Origin of the sequence: Amycolatopsis circi, from assembly GCF_003385235.1 — a bacterium.
GTDB lineage: Bacteria > Actinomycetota > Actinomycetes > Mycobacteriales > Pseudonocardiaceae > Amycolatopsis > Amycolatopsis circi.
In genome coordinates, this window is record NZ_PQIA01000018.1 from 1 (window position 1) to 16,572 (window position 16,572).

Here is a 16,572-nt window from a genome sequence, read left to right on the forward strand (position 1 = left end):
CAAGCAGAAGACGGAAGAGTAGATCAGCCTCGGTAGCGTAGGCGGGGAGAAGTGGATAAGAGACAGGGCGAGGAGGTAGCGGGCCCAATAGACACGTGCGACTCAGCGTCCGAGTCGCACGTGTCAATGGGGCCAGCAACCTCCACGACCGGACCCCGCTGCACGGCGGCGGGTAAGGCGGCACGGCTGGCGAACTGGTGCGGCGCGACCGTCCGAGCCCTCCATTGCCGGTGGCGCGCACAGCGTTGTCTTGGACGACGTCCAGGGAAGTTTCTGCCCGGTTCCCATTGTGTCGGTTGCTGCCCACTCCATCGCTCTCATAAGCGGATTGGCCGTCGGTCCCGGAATGAGGGGCGGGCCCCGGACGCGGAGCGGACGTCAGCTCAACCGCGGTCCGGCTTCGAAAGCGGAGAGCTGACCGTGCCGATCGACCTCCCCGCGCTACAGGCCCGTCGGCGCGGTGACGATGCACGGTTTCCCGTCGTCGCTCACGCGGTCTGCCGGAGTCATCGCCGCGTATCGGCGGCACCCTCATCGCGATGGTGCATCGCGCGATAGCGACCAGGGGCGTGCCCGACGACCCGCTTGAAAGCGCGGGCAAACGCGAATTCCGAGTCGTAACCCACCTTCCGCGCGATCTGACGCAGGGGGGCTTGGCCTTCGCGCAGCAGGCGGGCGGCCACGGTCATCCGCCAGATGCCGAGGTACTCCATGGGGGTGTGACCGGTCGTCGACGTGAATCGGCGGCTGAACCGGGCACGCGGGACGCCGACGGCATGCGCGAGTGCCTCCACGGTCCAGGGTTTGCCGGGGTCGTCGTGCAAGAGCGCGAGAGCGGGGCCGACAGCCGGGTCGTGGAGCGCGTGGGCCCACCCGACCAGCTGGTCTGGCTGGCCGAGAAACCAGGACCTCAGGGTGTAGGTGAACAGCAGGTCGAGCAGCGAGGCCACCACGGCGGGTGTGCCGCGGCCGGCGTGGTCGACCTCTGTGGTGAGCAGGTCGACGGCGGCGGCAAGGCAGGTGCCGCGCATCTGGCTCGCCGTGACGTGCACGACGTCGGGCAAGGAGGCGATGAACGGGTGCCGCGGCGCCGGTTCGAACAGGTACGCGCCGCAGACCAGAACGGTCTCGGGACCATCGCCCTCGATGACGAGGTCGGTGGCCGACAGCTCCTCCAGGTCGGCACCGAACAGCTCGCGCACGGTGGGGGCCGGCCGGCCTGGGGCGTCGGAGACAACGTGCCCGGCACCGGACGGCAGCAACGCGACATCCCCCTTGGCGAGCTGCAGAGCCTCTCCGCCGTCGGGGGCGAGCACGCAGGAACCGGCGATCACGACGTAAATCGTGGCGATCGACCGCGATTCGAACGCCATGCCCCAGGGAGCGCGCAGCAGCGCCCTGCCGTAGACAACGCCACCGCGCCGCAGGGCGGCGACGATGTCGCCCACGACGTCGGCCACATGGTCGCGCTCACGACCGACCGCTTTCACCGCCACGCCCGATTCGCCCCGGCATAGCGGCGATCGGATATGAACCTGTCGAGAACTGTCATGGCGCGCGTCGATAACCCATTCATACGGTGATGTCGTTACCGATTCGACCTTACCTTGCGAGGAACGCGTGCCTGCCACAGTTCTTGTTCTCGGCGCGACCGGCCGCACCGGACGCCGGGTGGTGTCCTTGCTGGCCGAGCAGGGACACACGATCCGGGCGGCGAGCCGAACCCCGGGCAACCCGGCGGGTTCGGTGACGCCGGTCCGCCTCGACTGGGACGACCCGACGACCTACCTGCCCGCGCTGGAAGGCGTGGACGCGATCTACCAGTGGTTCCCGATAAGCCCCGACCCTACGACAGAGGTCGCGGCGCTGCTGGACGACGCCAAGACCGCTGGGGTTCGCCGGGTGGTGCACCTGTCCAACACGACGGCGCAACTGTCCGGTAGCGGCTTCCCGACGCACGGGGTCGAACGGTTCCTCGAAACAGGGCCGGTGCCCGCGACAATTCTGCGTCCCAACGTCTTCGCCGAAAACTTCTCCGAGCACCCCGCGATCCTCCAGGGCATTCGTACCGGTGTCGTCACGATTCCCGCGGGCGAGGGCCGGGTGGCACCGATCTCCGTCGAGGACATCGCCGCCGCAGCCGCGGTCGCGCTAACCCAGGACGGGCATCAGCGCAAGACCTACTCCCTGACCGGACCCGATTCACTGTCCTTTTCGGACATGACCGCGATCGTCGGCGAGGCTGCGGGAAAGCCGGTGCGGTACCAGGCGATGGACCCGGTCGAGTTCCGCGAAGCCTTGCTCGGCGGAGGCACTCCCGGTCAGGTCGCCGACTTCTACGCCACCATGTACGAAGGCATCCGCAACGACTCGGCCGCCGAGGTGACCGACGACGTCCAGCGGCTCACCGGCCGGCCGCCGATCTCCTTCGCCGACTACGCCCGTGCCGCGGCAGCCCTGTGGCGCTGATCGGCTGGACCCGTGTGCAAACGCATCGCGGATCGTGGTCGTATCGACGTGTCCTTGCAGGCTGGGCGATCAGTCCGCAGGGAGCGGCGGTGACGAACGTGAACGGTATCGAGAAACTCCGACTGGTGGTGCGGCACCGAGGGTGACGGCCTCGACACCGCATTCCAGGTACCGCTCCGGGACAGCCGCGCCTTCATAGAGCGCAGCGGTGAAGCTTTCGCAGGTTGTCTTTGACACCGGCACGACGTGGCAAGGACAACCTGCCGCCCCGCTTCCGCGCGGCTGAAAGAGCCAAATGGTCTGGCTGACTCTGCCAGCCCGATCAGCAGACGGACATCATGCATGCATCCCAGTCCGTGTCGCGGAAGACCACTGAGCCCAGCCCGACGCGGATCGCTTGGCCCATGCGGCTGGCGGTCCATTGTTCGCTGCGCGGAGGCAGGGCCGCTCGATCAAGTTTGACATCAACCAATGTCGAGGTTTGAGAATCGCGGTCATGACACTGTGGATCTGCGACCGATGCGGCATCGAGCAGCCCGGTTCCCCGGAGCCCCCGCATTGTGTGCTGGACCGGGGTGAGGTCGGCATCGAGGAGCGCGGGGATCTGGGCCCGCATTCCGGGAGTTGGCGGACTCACGAACAGCTTGCCGCCGAACCGCACTCGGTGCGGGAGCGGGACCACGGCCGCGGGGTGCACAGCCTGCGGCGGGAACCGGTGGTGGGGATCGGGCAGTGGTCGTTCGTCGTGCGGACCGCGCGGGGGAACGTCCTGTGGGATCCGCCGACCTCCATCGAACCGGACACGCTCGCCGCGGTTCGCGCGCTCGGCGAAGTCGCTCTGGTGGCGACCAGCCACCCGCACATGTTCGCCGCCCAGGTCAGCTGGAGCCACGCGTTCGGGGAGGTTCCGGTGCTGGTGAACGTCGCGGGCCGGGAATGGCTGGGGCGCACCGACCCCGTGATCGAGTTCTGGACGGAGCATGCCGAGCCGTTGCCCGGGGTCGAGCTGATCGAAGTCGGCGGCCATATGCCGGGCAGCTCAGTGCTGCGCACGCCGGACGGCACGATCCTGTCCGGCGACACGATCAGCGGCGGCCTCGCACCGAACTGGGTGTCGTTCCAACGCAGTTTCCCGAAGCACATCCCGCTGTCCGCCGCGGTGGTCCGCCGGATCGTGGACCGGCTGGACGGCTGGCCCTACGACCGGCTGTACACCCTCGGCGGAGACACCATCGACGCGGACGCCAAGGCTGTCGTGCGGCGCTCCGCCGAGACGCACATCCGTTGGGTCAGCGGCGAATTCGACCATCTGACCTGACCGGTGCGGTGGCGGTTCGCGACCGGCCTCGACGCCACGAAACCGACGAACCTTTGCCTAGCCCCAGCGCAGGTCGAACAAATCGACGCCGTTGTCACAACTCGTGCCAACTTTCACCATCAGCACGATCGGCAGGTGTGCGACGTCGGCGGCATTCAACAAATGTCCACTTAGGATCCCACGCAGGACTGCCGGCGCAGAATCAGCACAACCAAGTGTGGGCAACGGGCACGTACGGGTACCTCGAGCACGCACTCCCCTGCGCCACGGCACGCAGGACGGACAGCCGCGCAGGTCAGGAAACCTCCGAAACGAAGGGAACCCTCACGGATTTCGCCTGCGCTGCAAGCGATTCCTCGCCATAGCTGATGAGCAATCACCGCGAAAATCGACGCCCGGCCAGCGAATGGCGTCGGGGGGCTGGTCCGGACGGACCGCGCCGTTCGGAGCTATCGCGTCCGGGAGCCCGGCTGGATACTACGACACCAGGGAGTCGCTTACTAGCGACCAGGAGTGATACCTCATGAACAGGAATTGTCTCCGCACGGTGTTCGCGATCGCGGTCGTGGTCCTGGGTGCCAGTCCGCCGGCATCGGCCGCGGCGACGGCCGGTCATTTCCGGCAGCCGCTCGCCGCGGGCGATTGGCCGACCTATCACCACGACAACGCCCGCACCGGCGAAGCGGCCGATCTCGCTCCGCTGGGCACCCTCGGCACGGCCTGGCAGGCCACTTTGGACGGTGCGGTGTACGGGCAGCCGCTGGTGGTCGGCGGTCAGATCCTGGCTGCCACGGAGAATGACACCGTCTACGCACTGGACCCGGCCACCGGCGCGGTCCGCTGGTCTGCGCATGTCGGCGAACCGGCGAAAAGATCGGAGTTGCCGTGCGGGAACATCGACCCGCTCGGCATCACCGGCACCATGGCCTACGACCAGGCCACGTCCCGGGTTTTCGCGATGGCCGAACTCACCGGCGGGCAGCACGTGCTGGTCGGGGTGAACGTCAACACCGGCGCGGTGGAGGTGCGCACGGAGCTGGAACCACCCAAAGGGGACCGGCTGGCACACCAGCAGCGAGCGGCGCTGACCGTGCTCGGCGACCGGGTGTACGCGGCGTACGGCGGGCTGGCCGGGGACTGCGCGAACTACATCGGTTCGGTGGTGTCGGCGACCACCGCGGGGTCCGACCCGCTCAGTTACAGCGTGCCGACCACCAGGGAAGCCGGGATCTGGGCGCCAGGCGGCGGTGTCGTCGACGGCCAGCGACTGCTTTACGCGGTGGGCAACGGCGAGTCCACCACGGCCTACGACGACAGCGATTCCGTGCTGGCCTTGTCGCCCGCGCTGCAGCGGGTGGACCTGTTCGCCCCGGACACCTGGGCCGACGACAACGCGCAAGACCTCGATCTCGGTTCGTCCAGCCCCACCCTGCTCGGCGAGCACGTCCTCGCGGTCGGCAAACGAGGAACCGGATATGTGCTGCACCACGACAATCTCGGCGGAATCGGCGGGCAGCAGGCCAAGGCAGAGATCTGCCAGTCCTTCGGCGGCAGCTCGACCAGCGGCGACACCGCGTACCTGCCCTGCAACGACGGTCCGCGCGCGGTCCGCATCGCGGCGGACGGCACGCCTACCGTGGCGTGGCATGCCGACGGGACCGCGAACGGCTCGCCGACCATAGGCGGCGGCGCAGTGTGGGTGACGGACTGGAACAGTGGCGTGTTGTACGCGCTGTCACCGGCTGACGGGACCGTACTGGCTCAGCTGGACCTCGGCGCTCTTCCGCATTTCGCCTCTCCCACTTTGTCCGGCGACCACGCCTACGTCGGCACGATGACGGGCGTGGTGGCGGTCTCCGGCGCCTGACTGAACTGCGTGCAGGGTTGCGGAAGAATCCAGTCCAGACAACACAAATCCCCGGGTTCCGGTGGCCCGGGGATTTGTGTGCCGTCAAGGACTCGCACCGATTGATGATTCTGAACCACTGGGGCTCCCCTCCCGGACTTGGTGCAGGGCACTATGAAGGGAACCTTGATCACCGAGGTCCGACCGCTGGGGCAGCGCCCGTTTCGCCGTCGCTGCCCGCGCAGCAGGGGCGGTACGGCGCAACGGAAAGACGCTTCGGCGCACTCTCGCGACGGCGCTGACGCTCTCAGCCCGATACGGACGCGGGTGCTCGAAGCGTTAGCCCCGGGATACGGACTCGGCAGCACGCTGGCAAAAGCGCCGAAGTTCGGCGCTGTTCCGGTTCAACCATGGCCGACGCAGGGCGCGACGCGACCGTGCGGGTCGTGCCGCGCCCTGGCGTTCTCAGCGGGTGATCGGTGTCCAGCCTTGGGCGTAGACGTTGCCGGTGTGGCTGCTGGTGACCTCGCCGACCGCCTGGAAGGTGTAGCTCCCGGACATGCCGTCCAGTGTTCCGGTCCAGCACCGGGTCTCGCCCGGCTTGACGATGCCGTTGCCGCTGCCGCAGTCGATCTTGCTCACCTGGACGCCGTCGCGGTACCGGTAGAGGTAGGCGTCCCCCCACGAGCTGGCGTTGAGGGGCGAGTAGAAGCGCACGAACGCCCAGTAGTGGTACGCGGCGTCGCGGCAGAGCTGGATCTTCCCGATCGCGGTCCCGTCCGCGAGTCCCTTCACTGGCGCCGACGACACGACGACGCCGTAGCCGGTCGTGGTCTGGCAGTCCGGTGCGGCGGCGCTCGCCGACCCGCCCGCCACGACCAGTCCGGCCGTGACCGCGAGCGCGCTCATTGCTGCTGCCAGGATCTTCTTGACCACCATCTGTCCTCCCTTTCGCCTTGCACGAGAGTCCGGGTTCGCCCGGGAAGACCACGGTGCTGCGTCGATCGTGTATATCGCTTGCGCGGTTTCTGCATTCCGCTGGCGGGTTGTGCCACGCTGAGGCCGGGTTGAGCGGTTTGGGGGGATTCGGGTGGCCGTCCTCGTGCGCGTGCTGGGAGAGCTGTCCGTGGTGGCGGACGGGCGGCCAGTGGAGCTGGGACCGGCCAGGCAGCGGTGCGCGCTGGCGGCCCTCGCGGTCGACGCGGGCCAGGTGGTGCCCGCCGACCGTCTTGTCCACCGGGTGTGGGGCGCCCAGATTCCTCGGCGGGGGCGCGCCACTCTGCACAGCTACCTCTCGCGGCTGCGCCAGGCCTTGCGCGGCGTGCCCGGGGTGGCGATCGTGCGAAGACCCGGCGGCTACCTGCTCGACACGGCGGGAACGGTGGTCGACCTGCACCGTTTCCGCGACCTGCGCGGCCGGGCGCACGCCGAGCCCCGCGACGAGCCAGCGGCGCGGCTGCTGGCCGAGGCGCTGGAACTGTGGTGCGGGGAACCGCTCACGGGAATCGACGGCGAGTGGGCCCGCGCCCAGCGTGAGCTGTTCGCGCGCGAACGACTGGCTGCCGAGCACGAACTGACCGAGGCCCGGCTCAACCTCGGCCATGGCCGGGACCTGCTGGCGGACCTGGCCGCGCGTGCCGAGGAACACCCGCTGGACGAGGGCGTGGCCAGCCAGTACCTGCGGGCACTGCACCAGGCAGGACGCACTGCGGAAGCGTTGGAGCACTACGGCCGGACCCGGCTCCGGCTCGTCGAGGAGCTGGGCATCGACCCCGGCGCGGCCCTGGTCGAGGAGCATCGGCGGCTCCTCGCGACCGCACCCGTTACGGCCCCCGGCGCTGGCACGACGGCGTACCAGGTCGTCCCTCGGCAACTCCCTGCCGCACCGGGGGTGTTCGCCGGGCGCTGCGCCGAACTGGACCGGCTGGACGACGTGCTCGGCCCCGCCGGTGATGGCGGCGCGGTCGCCGTCGCGGCCATCACCGGCGCGGGCGGTATCGGCAAGACGTGGCTGGCGCTGCGGTGGGCGCATCGGCACGCCCACCGGTTCCCCGACGGTCAGCTGTTCGTCGACCTGCGCGGCTTCGGTCCGGACGGCACGCCGATGGACCCGTCGGTCGCGGTCCGCGGCTTCCTCGACGCTCTCCGCGCCGAGCCCGGCCGCGTCCCCCTCGACCCGAACGCCAGGGCCGCGCTGTTCCGCAGCACGATCGCCGGGAAGCGGATGCTGCTCGTGCTGGACAACGCGGCCGACAGCGCCCAGGTCGCGGAGCTGCTGCCCGGCGGCGGAGGTTGCGCCGTCCTGGTGACCAGCCGCAACCAGCTCTCCGGCCTGGTCACCAGGCACGGCGCGCATCCGCTGCGCCTCGACCCGCTGTCCGCGGCCGAAGCCCGCGCCGTGTTCGTCGGCCGGTTCGGTGAGGCCAGGATGATCGGGCAAGCGCCCGCTGCCGAGGAACTCGCCGCCCTGTGCGGCGGATACCCGCTGGCGCTGGGGATCGTCGCCGGTCACGCGCAGGCACGTCCCCAGCTCCCGCTGAGGGCGCTGGTCGACGAGTTGCGGGGGCAGGGGCTGCGGGCGTTCGACGACGGAGACCCGTCCGCCAGCCTCCCCGCGGTGCTGTCGTGGTCGCACCGGGCCCTCGCTGCCGAGGAGGTCACCGCGTTCGCGCTGCTCGGTGTGGCCCCGGGACCGGACACCGGTCTGCCGGCGGCCGCGAGCCTGCTCGGCCTGCCCCGCAACGAAACCGCGACGCTGCTGCGCCGGCTGGAACGGTCTTCGCTGCTCGACCGCGGCGCCGACGGGCGCTACCGGATGCACGACCTGGTCCGCCAACACGCTCGCGACACCGCCGACGCGATTCCCGAAAGGGTCCGCGCCGCCGCCCTGAGCCGCGTGACCGACTTCTACCTGCACACCGCTCACGCCGCCGACCGCCGCCTCAACCCGCACCGCGACCCGGTCCTGCTCGACGAGCCCGCGCACGGCGCCCAGCTCGACCCGCCGGCGAGCGACGAGGTCGCGATGGCGTGGTTCGACAGCGAACACCGGTGTCTGCTGGCCGTCCAAGAACAGGCAGCCGCTCGCGACCAGCACCGGGTCGTGTGGAACCTCGCGTGGGCGCTGGAGCCGTTCCACCGCCGACGCGGGCACCTGCACAGCAGGCTCGCCGTGTGGCAGGCGGCCCTGGCCTCGGCCGCGCACTTGCCCGACCCGGCCGCGCACATCCTCACCCACCGGCTGATCGGCCGCGCCCACTCCGACCTCACGCAGCACGACAAGGCGATCGACCACCTGCACCAGTCGCTCACGCTGGCCGAACACCAGCACGACCGCGTCAACCAGGCCCACGCCCACCGCACCCTCGCCGCCGCCTGGGCGCAGCTGGGCAACGACCGCAAGGCCCGCGACCACGCCGAACGAGCGCTGCGAATGTGCCGCGCACTCGACGACCCAGTGTGGGAAGCACGCGCCCACAACGCCGTGGGCTGGTACGCCGCCCAACTCGGCGAGCACGACCAAGCCCGCGCCCACTGCGAACAGGCCCTCGCCCTGTTCGACCGCAACGAAGACCCCGAAGGCAAAGCGACCACTTTGGACAGTCTCGGCTACCTCGAGCACGCGGCCGGCCACCACCCCCGCGCCATCACCCACTACCGCAACGCGCTCACGATCTTCCGCGACCTCGGCGCCACCTATCAACTGGCCGACACGCTCGACCGCCTCGGCCAGCTCCACACCACCCTCAGCCAGCACGACCTCGCCCACGCCGCCTGGCGGGAAGCCCTCACCCTCTACCGCCGCCAATCCCGCCACGACGACGCTGCCCGCACCGAACGCAACCTCAACGGCCGCCAGCGGAATCGGCCGGACTGACGCGCGAAGACGGTCACCGGTCATTGCCGCCCGACAGGGCATGACCGTCGAAGCGCCCGGCATCCGGATTTGAGGGGCTGCAGCACTTCGCCCTGCGCGACCAGGACGGGGCGCTCAACGGTCCCTTCGGCGTGACGCTGTGCGCCCCAGCCGTCGGCAGCCCGCTGCAGGCATTGGGTGAGGCGATCAGATATCGGACCCGGATGTCCGCGCGCATGCGCGAGATCGCGATCCTGGCTGTCGCTTCGGCAAGCGGGAGCGAGTTCGAAACCTATGCCCACCAACGGGCAGGCCGCGCAGCCGGGCTCTCCGACGACGAACTGTCCACTCTGGCCTCCGGTACGTTCACGGCACAAGTCGCCGCGTACCGGCTGTGCCTGCGCTTGCTTGCCGCGCCGGGGCTTGGGAAGACGCCGACATCGAGGCATTGGTCTGCGTGCTAGAGCGCGCAACCGTGGTGGAGCTGACCATCCTGGTCGCTACTGCCGCCATTGCGGCTGGCAACCCCGAGGTGTCGCAATAGGACACTCGAGGAGTGGCCTCGACAGCCGCGCCGAAGCGGGAGTCGAGGTCCGTCGCCACGCACCGGAACCGGTGCGGGTGATCCGGCAGCCGACGCGGGCGACCCCCGGCCTGCCTGACGATCGCCGAAGCTACACTAGCTGATCGAAGATGACGTAAATCGTCTACTTCACGCACAAACGATCGTCTACACTGAGGCCCGCGCTCACTTTGCTGCTCACGGACCGAAGGGCCTTCATGTCAGAGCCGTCTTCTCCCGAGTCGTCTTCTTCCGTGTCCTCCGTGTCTTCTGTTTCTTCCGGGGCCGGTGAGCCCGCCGCACCGGGGTCTGGTTCCTTTGTGGCCGCCGAATTGGCCTCTCAGCCGCAGACGTGGCGCGTCGCGGCGGGCTGTGCCGCGCGAGCCGCCGCTTCGCTGCCGCAGCCTGGCGAGCGGGTGGCCGTGGTCGGCTGCGGCACCAGCTGGTTCGTCGCGATGAGCTACGCCGCCGCGCGGGAGCAGCGGGGTCTCGGCGTCACTGACGCGTTCGCCGGGTCCGAGTTTCCGGCTGGCCGCGAGTACGACCGGGTGGTCGCGATCTCCCGGTCCGCCACCACGACCGAGATCATCGAACTGCTGTCCTCGATGGCCGGGCAGCGGACCACGCTGATCACCGCGGTGGGCGACGGGCCTGCGGCCGCGGTCGCGGGCGAGGTCGTCGAGCTGCCGTTCGCCGACGAACGCTCGGTCGTGCAGACCCGCTTCGCCACGAGCACGCTCGCGCTGCTGCGCGCGGGCCTCGGCGACGACGTCGACGAGCTGGCGCGGCAGGCGGAGCGCGCGCTGCTGGAACCGGTCGACGACCTGCTCGACGCCGAGCAGGTCACGTTCATCGGACGCGGGGCGGCGGTCGGCGTCAGTCACGAGGCCGCGCTGAAAACCCGCGAAGCGGCGCAGTTCTGGGCCGAGGCCTATCCCGCGATGGACTACCGGCACGGGCCGATCGCCATCGCGCAGCCCGGCCGTCTGGTGTGGTCGTTCGGCGAAACCCCGGACGGCCTCGCCGCCGAGATCGCCCGCACCGGGGCCCGGTTCGTGCACCACGACCTCGACCCGCTCGCCGGGCTCGTCGTCGCGCAGCGGTTCGCGATCGCGCTCGCGCACCGACGCGGGCTCGACCCCGATCGCCCGCGGTCGCTGACCCGTTCGGTCATCCTCGCCTGATGGCCGTCCTGGGCATCGATGTCGGCGGCACGTCGGTCAAGATGCGCGTGACCGACGGCCGTTCCGTTTTCGCGGAATGGCGCGAGCCGACCCCGTTCGGGAACCCCGAGGCGCTGGCCGAACTAGTGGCCCGCGCCGCCGCGCGCCATCCGGTCGACGCGGTGGGACTGGTCGTCCCGGGCATCGTCGACGAGCGCTCCGGGCGGTGCGTCAAGGCGGTCAACCTCGGCTGGGACGACGTCCCCGTCCGCGACCTCGTCTCCGCTCGCCTCGGCCTCCCGCTCGCGTTCGGGCAGGACGTCCGCGCGGGCGCGCTCGCCGAGGCCCGCACCGGCGCGGCGGCGGGAGCTTCCGGACCGGTGTTGTTCGCTCCGGTCGGCACCGGTTTCGCGACCGCGCTCGTGGTGCGCGGCGAGGTGCTCGACGCGGGCCCGTGGGCCGGCGAGGTCGGTCAGGTCCGGCTGCCCGACGGCCGCCGCGTCGAAGAAGTCGCGTCGGCGGCCGGGGTCGCTCGACGGGCCGGGGCTCCGGACGCGGCCGCTGTCGCCGCGCGGGTTCGCGACGGAGATCCCGCCGCCGTCGAGGCGTGGGACGAGTGCGTTCGGGCGCTCGCGGAGCCGATCGCGTGGGCCACCGCCGTGGCCGGGTGCACCACAGTGGTCGTCGGCGGCGGCCTCGCCGAGTCGGGCGCGCTGCTGCTCGACCCGCTCGGCGTCGAGGTCGCACACCGGCTCGGGGCGCTGCGGGCGCCCGCGATTGTCCAGGCGCACCATGGGGATCGGGCTGCTGTAGTAGGTGCGACGCTGCTGGCGCTGCGATGATCGTCGTCGCCACGCCCAACCCCGCGGTCGACATCACCTACCGCGTCGGCACCCACACGCCAGGCGGCACGAACCGGGTGCTCGACGTACAGCGACGGCCCGCGGCAAAGGCGTGAATGTCGCCCATGTCCTCGCGGCGCTGGACGTCCCGGTGCACGCCGTGCTTCCGCTCGGCGGTGACGCGGGCCGCTGGCTCGGCTTCGCGTTGACGGTTCCGTTCGACGCGACGCCCTGCGCGGGCGAGACTCGGTCGACGGTCACCGTCACCGGCGACGGCCACCCGACGGTGTACGCCGAGCCCGGCCCTCGACTGTCCACAGGGGAATGGGACGGCTTCTCGGCCGCGCTCGCCGCCCGGCTCCGGGAGGCGGATCTGCTCGTGATTTCCGGTTCCCTGCCGCAAGGAGCAGCACCGGAACTGGTCGGCGACTGGGTTCGGCTGGCGCGGGCGGCCGGGGTCCGGACGCTGGTCGACGCGTCGGGGCCGCCTGGGTGTGCACAGCGTGATGTACGACGGTTCGCGACTGTCCTATGCGGACAATGTGCGCAGCACCCGCGAGGTGGCGGAACTCTGCCACGAAGCGGGCATCGCCGTGGAAGCCGAGTTAGGCGAAATCGGCGGCAAGGACGGCGTGCACGCACCAGGCGCCCGCACTGATCCGGCCGAGGCCGCGGAGTTCGTGGCTGCTACCGGTGTCGATGCGCTGGCCGTGGCGGTCGGTACGTCACACGCGATGCTTTCGCGCACCGCTCGGGTCGACCGCGATCTGGTGACACGGCTGCGGGAAGCCGTCCCGGTTCCCTTGGTGCTGCACGGATCCTCCGGCCTTTCCGAGGACGAACTGTGCGGCGCGGTGGTCAGCGTGATGGCGAAGATCAACATCGCGACGCATCTCAACGGGCTGTTCACCGGCGCGGTGCGGCAGTTCCTCGAGGAACAGCCCGACGCGGTCGACCCGCGCAAGTACGTGCGGCTCGGGCGATCCGCAGTGGCCGCCGAGGCCGCGCGGCTGCTCCGGCTGCTCGCCGGATGAGGCGACCGGGAGCTTCCGGGCTCGGGCGAGGCGCTGCGTCCACCGGCCGGCCGACGGAAGACCACCTCTAGCGGATTTTCCCACCACTAAACAGGTCCGGCGCGACCGAATGCGCGCTGCGGGGCGAGTCGGAGAGCCCCGCGCGCCCTGTCACAGGCCGAATGGGCTCGCCTCGACAACCGCGCGCGAGTCCGGCACGCCAGCACCGGGGCTGGACACCGACGGAAGTCTGCTCCACCGGTTCAGCCGGTGACTTCGCTGCCCGAGTGCGCTATACAAGACCGCACTGTGCATTTTAATGCGCGAGGAAGGTGCATAATGGTCAGATATATGCAACCCTGGCGATGCCTGGCCGCAGTACTGGTCTTGCTGGCCGTCGCCGCTCCCGCCACCGCCCAAGCCGCCCAAGCCGCCGCAGCCCCCGCCGGGCAGCTCGGGGACCTGACCCAGATCTCCGGCGACGGTCCGGTGACCACCCTGACCGCGGGAACGGCGGCCGTCCGGGTCAGCTTTCCCACGGCGGCCGCGGTCCGCGTCTGGCTCGCACCGGACGGGACGTTCACCGATCCGGCGGGGAGCAAGATCGTGCTGCCGAACGGCTCCGCCCCCGTGGTGCCGAAGCGGACCGACCGAGGCGGCTACTGGGCGATCAGCACCGGCAAGGCCACGCTCCGCGCCTACAAGAACCCGTTGAAGTTCGCCCTCTACGACGGCGCGGACCGCAAGCAGCTCTGGGCCGAGTCCGCCCCGCTGTCCTGGACCGGGGACACCACCACGCAGACGCTCGCGCGCGGCGCGAACGAGCAGTACGTCGGCGGCGGCGAGCAGAACGGCCGCTTCAGCCATCGCGACCAGACCATCAAGATCTTCGCCGACGACAACTGGAACGACGGCGGCGCACCGAACTCCCAGCCGTTCTACGCCTCGACAGCCGGGTACGGCGTGCTGCGCAACACCTTCGCACCCGGCAGCTACTCGTTCGCCGATCCGGTCCGCACGACGCACGACGAGCGGCGCTTCGACGCCACCTACGTCGTCGGCGACGGGCTCAAGGACGTCATCTCCGGCTACACCGACCTGGTCGGCAAACCCTTCCTCCCGCCCATTTACGGCCTGGAGACCGGCGATTCCGACTGCTATCTGCACAACGCCAACCGCGGCGAACGGCACACTCTCGACGCGGTGAAGGTGGCCGAGGGCTATCCCGAACACGGCATGCCCAACGGCTGGATGCTGGTCAACGACGGGTACGGCTGCGGCTACGAAAACCTCCAGCAAACCGGCGAAGGCTTGCGGGACAACAAGATGCAGCTCGGCCTGTGGACCGAGAACGGCGTGCCCAACCAGGCCGAGGAGGTCAAGGCGGGCGTCCGCGTGCGCAAACTGGACGTCGCCTGGGTCGGGCCCGGCTACCAGTTCGCCCTCGACGCCTGCGACACCGCGCACAAGGGCATCGAGGACAACAGCGACGCGCGCGGGTTCGTCTGGCAGCCGGTGAGCTGGGCCGGCGCGCAGCGGTGCGGCGTGCTGTGGAGCGGCGACCAGTCCGGGTCCTACGACTACATCAAGTGGCAGATCCCCACCTACGCGGGCTCGACGCTGTCCGGCATCGCCTACAACACCGGCGACATCGACGGCATCTTCGGCGGCAGCCCACAGACCTACGTCCGCGACCTGCAGTGGAAGTCCTTCCTGCCGGTCGCGATGACCATGGACGGCTGGGCGGCGGCGGACAAGCAGCCGTGGCGCCAAGGCGAGCCCTTCACCTCGATCAACCGCGAGTACCTGCTGCTCAAGGAACGCCTGCTGCCCTACACCTACAGCTACTCGGTGCGGGCGCACCAGACCGGGGTCGGCCAGGTCCGGCCGCTGGCCCTGGAATACCCCGACGACCCGAACGCGTGGACGGACAAGGCGAAGTACGAATTCCTGTCCGGCACGGACTTCCTGGTCGCCCCGGTGTACGACAATTCGTCCGTGCGCGACGGCGTCTACCTGCCCAAGGGCACCTGGGTGGACTACTGGAGCGGCAAAACCTACACCGGTCCGACCACTGTGGACGGTTATGACGCGCCGCTGGACAAGCTGCCGCTGTTCGTCCGGGGCGGTGCCGTGGTGCCGATGTGGGCGAAGGGCACGACGTCGTGGCAGACCCGCGACAAGGGACAGCTCGACGTCGACGTCTACCCGCAGGGCAACGGCAGCTTCACCCTCGCCGAGGACGACGGCGTCACGCGCGGCTACCAGCGCGGCGAGCAGGCCCAGCAGACGTTCACGGTGGACGCGCCGCGGTCCGGTCCGGGCACGGTGACCGTCGGGATCGGTGCGAGCGCCGGGTCCTATGCCGGGAAACCGGCGGCGCGGAACTACCAGCTGTCCGTCCACACGGGAACGAAACCCGCGGCGGTCCAGGGCGGGCGCGGAATCCTGCGGCAGTACGCGACCGAGGCCGAACTGGACAAGGCCGCGTCCGGCTGGTGGTACGACCCGTCCGCGCGAGGTGTCGTGCGGGTGAAGACGGGCTCGATCGATTCCGGTGCCGCGCAGGACATCCGGTTGCTCGGGACGAGCGCGGTCGGCGGCTTCTTCCCCGGCGACGACAACGCCTCGGTGCGGCTTTCCGTCCCCGCCACGGCCACGCCGGGCCAAGCCGTGTCGGCCACCGTCAGCTTCACCAACAGCACCCCGGTGCCCGTGCGTGACGTGGCATTGTCGGTACAGGGCAACGGTTTCCACGCGGACGTTTCGCAGGTTCCGACGCTCGTCTGGCCGGGCCAGTCGGTGCGAATCCCGGTGCGGCTGACCCCGGATCCGGGGCTGCGCCCGGCAGACTACGAGCTGACTGCCACCGCGAAGTACCAGGCCAGGCTGGGCACCCATGAAACGGCGGGGTCAGCGATGGTGACCGTGCCGTACGCGACGGTGGCCGCGGCGTACGGGAATGTCGGCGTCACTGACGCGGCACACGTCGCGAACGGGGACCTCGACGGCGGCGGCAGCAGCTTCCGCGCGGAAGGCCTCGCCGAAGCGGGCCTGAAACCGGGAGCGTCGTTCATCGCGGACGGCGCCCAGTCGACCTGGCCGGAGGCCGGTACCGGGAAGCCGGACAACGTCGTCGCCGCCGGGCAGACGGTCGCCGTGCAGGGCAGCGGTTCCAAACTGGTCCTGACCGGCACCGGAACCGGGTCCGCCGCGAGCGGCCGGGTCGTCGTCCGGTACGCCGACGGCAGTACGAGCCAGGCTGACCTGGGCTTCCCGAACTGGTGCTGCTCCGATCCGGCGAAGTACGGCGCGACTACGGTCGCCTCGGTGTCCGGGAAGAACACGAAGGCCGGTCCGGCTTATCCGACGGTGGCTTACCGGGTGTTCGCGAATTCCGTTCCGCTCACGGCGAGCAAACGGGTCGTCGCGGTCACTCTGCCGTCCAATGCGGCCCTGCACGTGTTCACCGCGGCCATCGCCTGACGCCGGGCCACGGGTTT

The 16,572-nt window shown here is 70.2% G+C and carries 10 protein-coding genes and 2 pseudogenes; 10 read left to right on the top strand and 2 right to left on the bottom strand.

Annotation, left to right across the window (positions count from 1 at the left end; genetic code table 11):
- Positions 1-506: 506 nt before the first annotated feature.
- Positions 507-1,496 (bottom strand): AraC family transcriptional regulator, encoded by a 990-nt coding sequence (locus D0D37_RS09605; protein WP_116200157.1) that lies wholly within the window; start codon positions 1,494-1,496, stop codon positions 507-509.
- Between the two features lie 124 nt (positions 1,497-1,620).
- Here D0D37_RS09605 and D0D37_RS09610 point away from each other — a divergent pair, with 124 nt between their 5' ends.
- From D0D37_RS09610 to D0D37_RS09620, 3 genes are all read left to right on the top strand, one after another.
- Positions 1,621-2,469, top strand: coding sequence for an NmrA family NAD(P)-binding protein (locus tag D0D37_RS09610; protein WP_116200158.1), 849 nt, complete (start codon positions 1,621-1,623; stop codon positions 2,467-2,469).
- Between the two features lie 496 nt (positions 2,470-2,965).
- Positions 2,966-3,787, top strand: coding sequence for an MBL fold metallo-hydrolase (locus tag D0D37_RS09615; protein WP_244223450.1), 822 nt, complete (start codon positions 2,966-2,968; stop codon positions 3,785-3,787).
- A 523-nt stretch (positions 3,788-4,310) separates the two neighbouring features.
- Positions 4,311-5,654, top strand: coding sequence for an outer membrane protein assembly factor BamB family protein (locus D0D37_RS09620; protein ID WP_116200159.1), 1,344 nt, complete (start codon positions 4,311-4,313; stop codon positions 5,652-5,654).
- 444 nt (positions 5,655-6,098) lie between these two features.
- On the opposite strand, the gene D0D37_RS09625 is transcribed toward D0D37_RS09620, so the two are convergent.
- Positions 6,099-6,572 (bottom strand): hypothetical protein, encoded by a 474-nt coding sequence (locus D0D37_RS09625; RefSeq protein ID WP_116200160.1) that lies wholly within the window; start codon positions 6,570-6,572, stop codon positions 6,099-6,101.
- 151 nt (positions 6,573-6,723) lie between these two features.
- On the opposite strand from D0D37_RS09625, the gene D0D37_RS09630 reads away from it, so the two are divergent.
- From D0D37_RS09630 to D0D37_RS09660, 7 genes and pseudogenes are all read left to right on the top strand, one after another.
- Positions 6,724-9,510 (top strand): AfsR/SARP family transcriptional regulator, encoded by a 2,787-nt coding sequence (locus D0D37_RS09630; RefSeq protein WP_116200161.1) that lies wholly within the window; start codon positions 6,724-6,726, stop codon positions 9,508-9,510.
- Between the two features lie 131 nt (positions 9,511-9,641).
- Complete coding sequence (locus D0D37_RS09635) at positions 9,642-9,953, top strand: carboxymuconolactone decarboxylase family protein (protein ID WP_208719877.1); 312 nt, start codon at positions 9,642-9,644, stop codon at positions 9,951-9,953.
- A 361-nt stretch (positions 9,954-10,314) separates the two neighbouring features.
- On the top strand, positions 10,315-11,235 hold the full coding sequence (locus tag D0D37_RS09640) for an SIS domain-containing protein (protein ID WP_116200220.1): 921 nt from the start codon (positions 10,315-10,317) through the stop codon (positions 11,233-11,235).
- Positions 11,235-12,056 carry an ROK family protein gene (locus tag D0D37_RS09645; RefSeq protein ID WP_116200163.1) on the top strand — a complete coding sequence of 274 codons (822 nt, stop codon included), beginning with the start codon at positions 11,235-11,237 and terminating at the stop codon, positions 12,054-12,056. The genes D0D37_RS09640 and D0D37_RS09645 overlap by 1 nt, the downstream gene beginning before the upstream one ends.
- Before the next feature lie 112 nt (positions 12,057-12,168).
- A pseudogene (locus tag D0D37_RS48745) lies at positions 12,169-12,513 on the top strand (1-phosphofructokinase family hexose kinase); the annotation flags it as partial.
- A gap of 31 nt (positions 12,514-12,544) precedes the next feature.
- Positions 12,545-13,090 (top strand): annotated as a pseudogene (locus tag D0D37_RS09655) (class II fructose-bisphosphate aldolase); the annotation flags it as partial.
- Between the two features lie 330 nt (positions 13,091-13,420).
- Entirely contained in the window at positions 13,421-16,555 is a 3,135-nt protein-coding gene (locus D0D37_RS09660) for a TIM-barrel domain-containing protein (RefSeq protein ID WP_244223452.1), read from the top strand.
- Positions 16,556-16,572: the final 17 nt, after the last annotated feature.

Bases quoted from the DNA above. Each gene is read 5' to 3' on its own strand.
- D0D37_RS09615 (WP_244223450.1), top strand. From the start codon at position 2,966: ATGACACTGTGGATCTGCGACCGATGCGGCATCGAGCAGCCCGGTTCC.
- D0D37_RS09620 (WP_116200159.1), top strand. From the start codon at position 4,311: ATGAACAGGAATTGTCTCCGCACGGTGTTCGCGATCGCGGTCGTGGTC.
- D0D37_RS09625 (WP_116200160.1), bottom strand. From the start codon at position 6,572: ATGGTGGTCAAGAAGATCCTGGCAGCAGCAATGAGCGCGCTCGCGGTC.
- D0D37_RS09645 (WP_116200163.1), top strand. From the start codon at position 11,235: ATGGCCGTCCTGGGCATCGATGTCGGCGGCACGTCGGTCAAGATGCGC.
- D0D37_RS09660 (WP_244223452.1), top strand. From the start codon at position 13,421: ATGCAACCCTGGCGATGCCTGGCCGCAGTACTGGTCTTGCTGGCCGTC.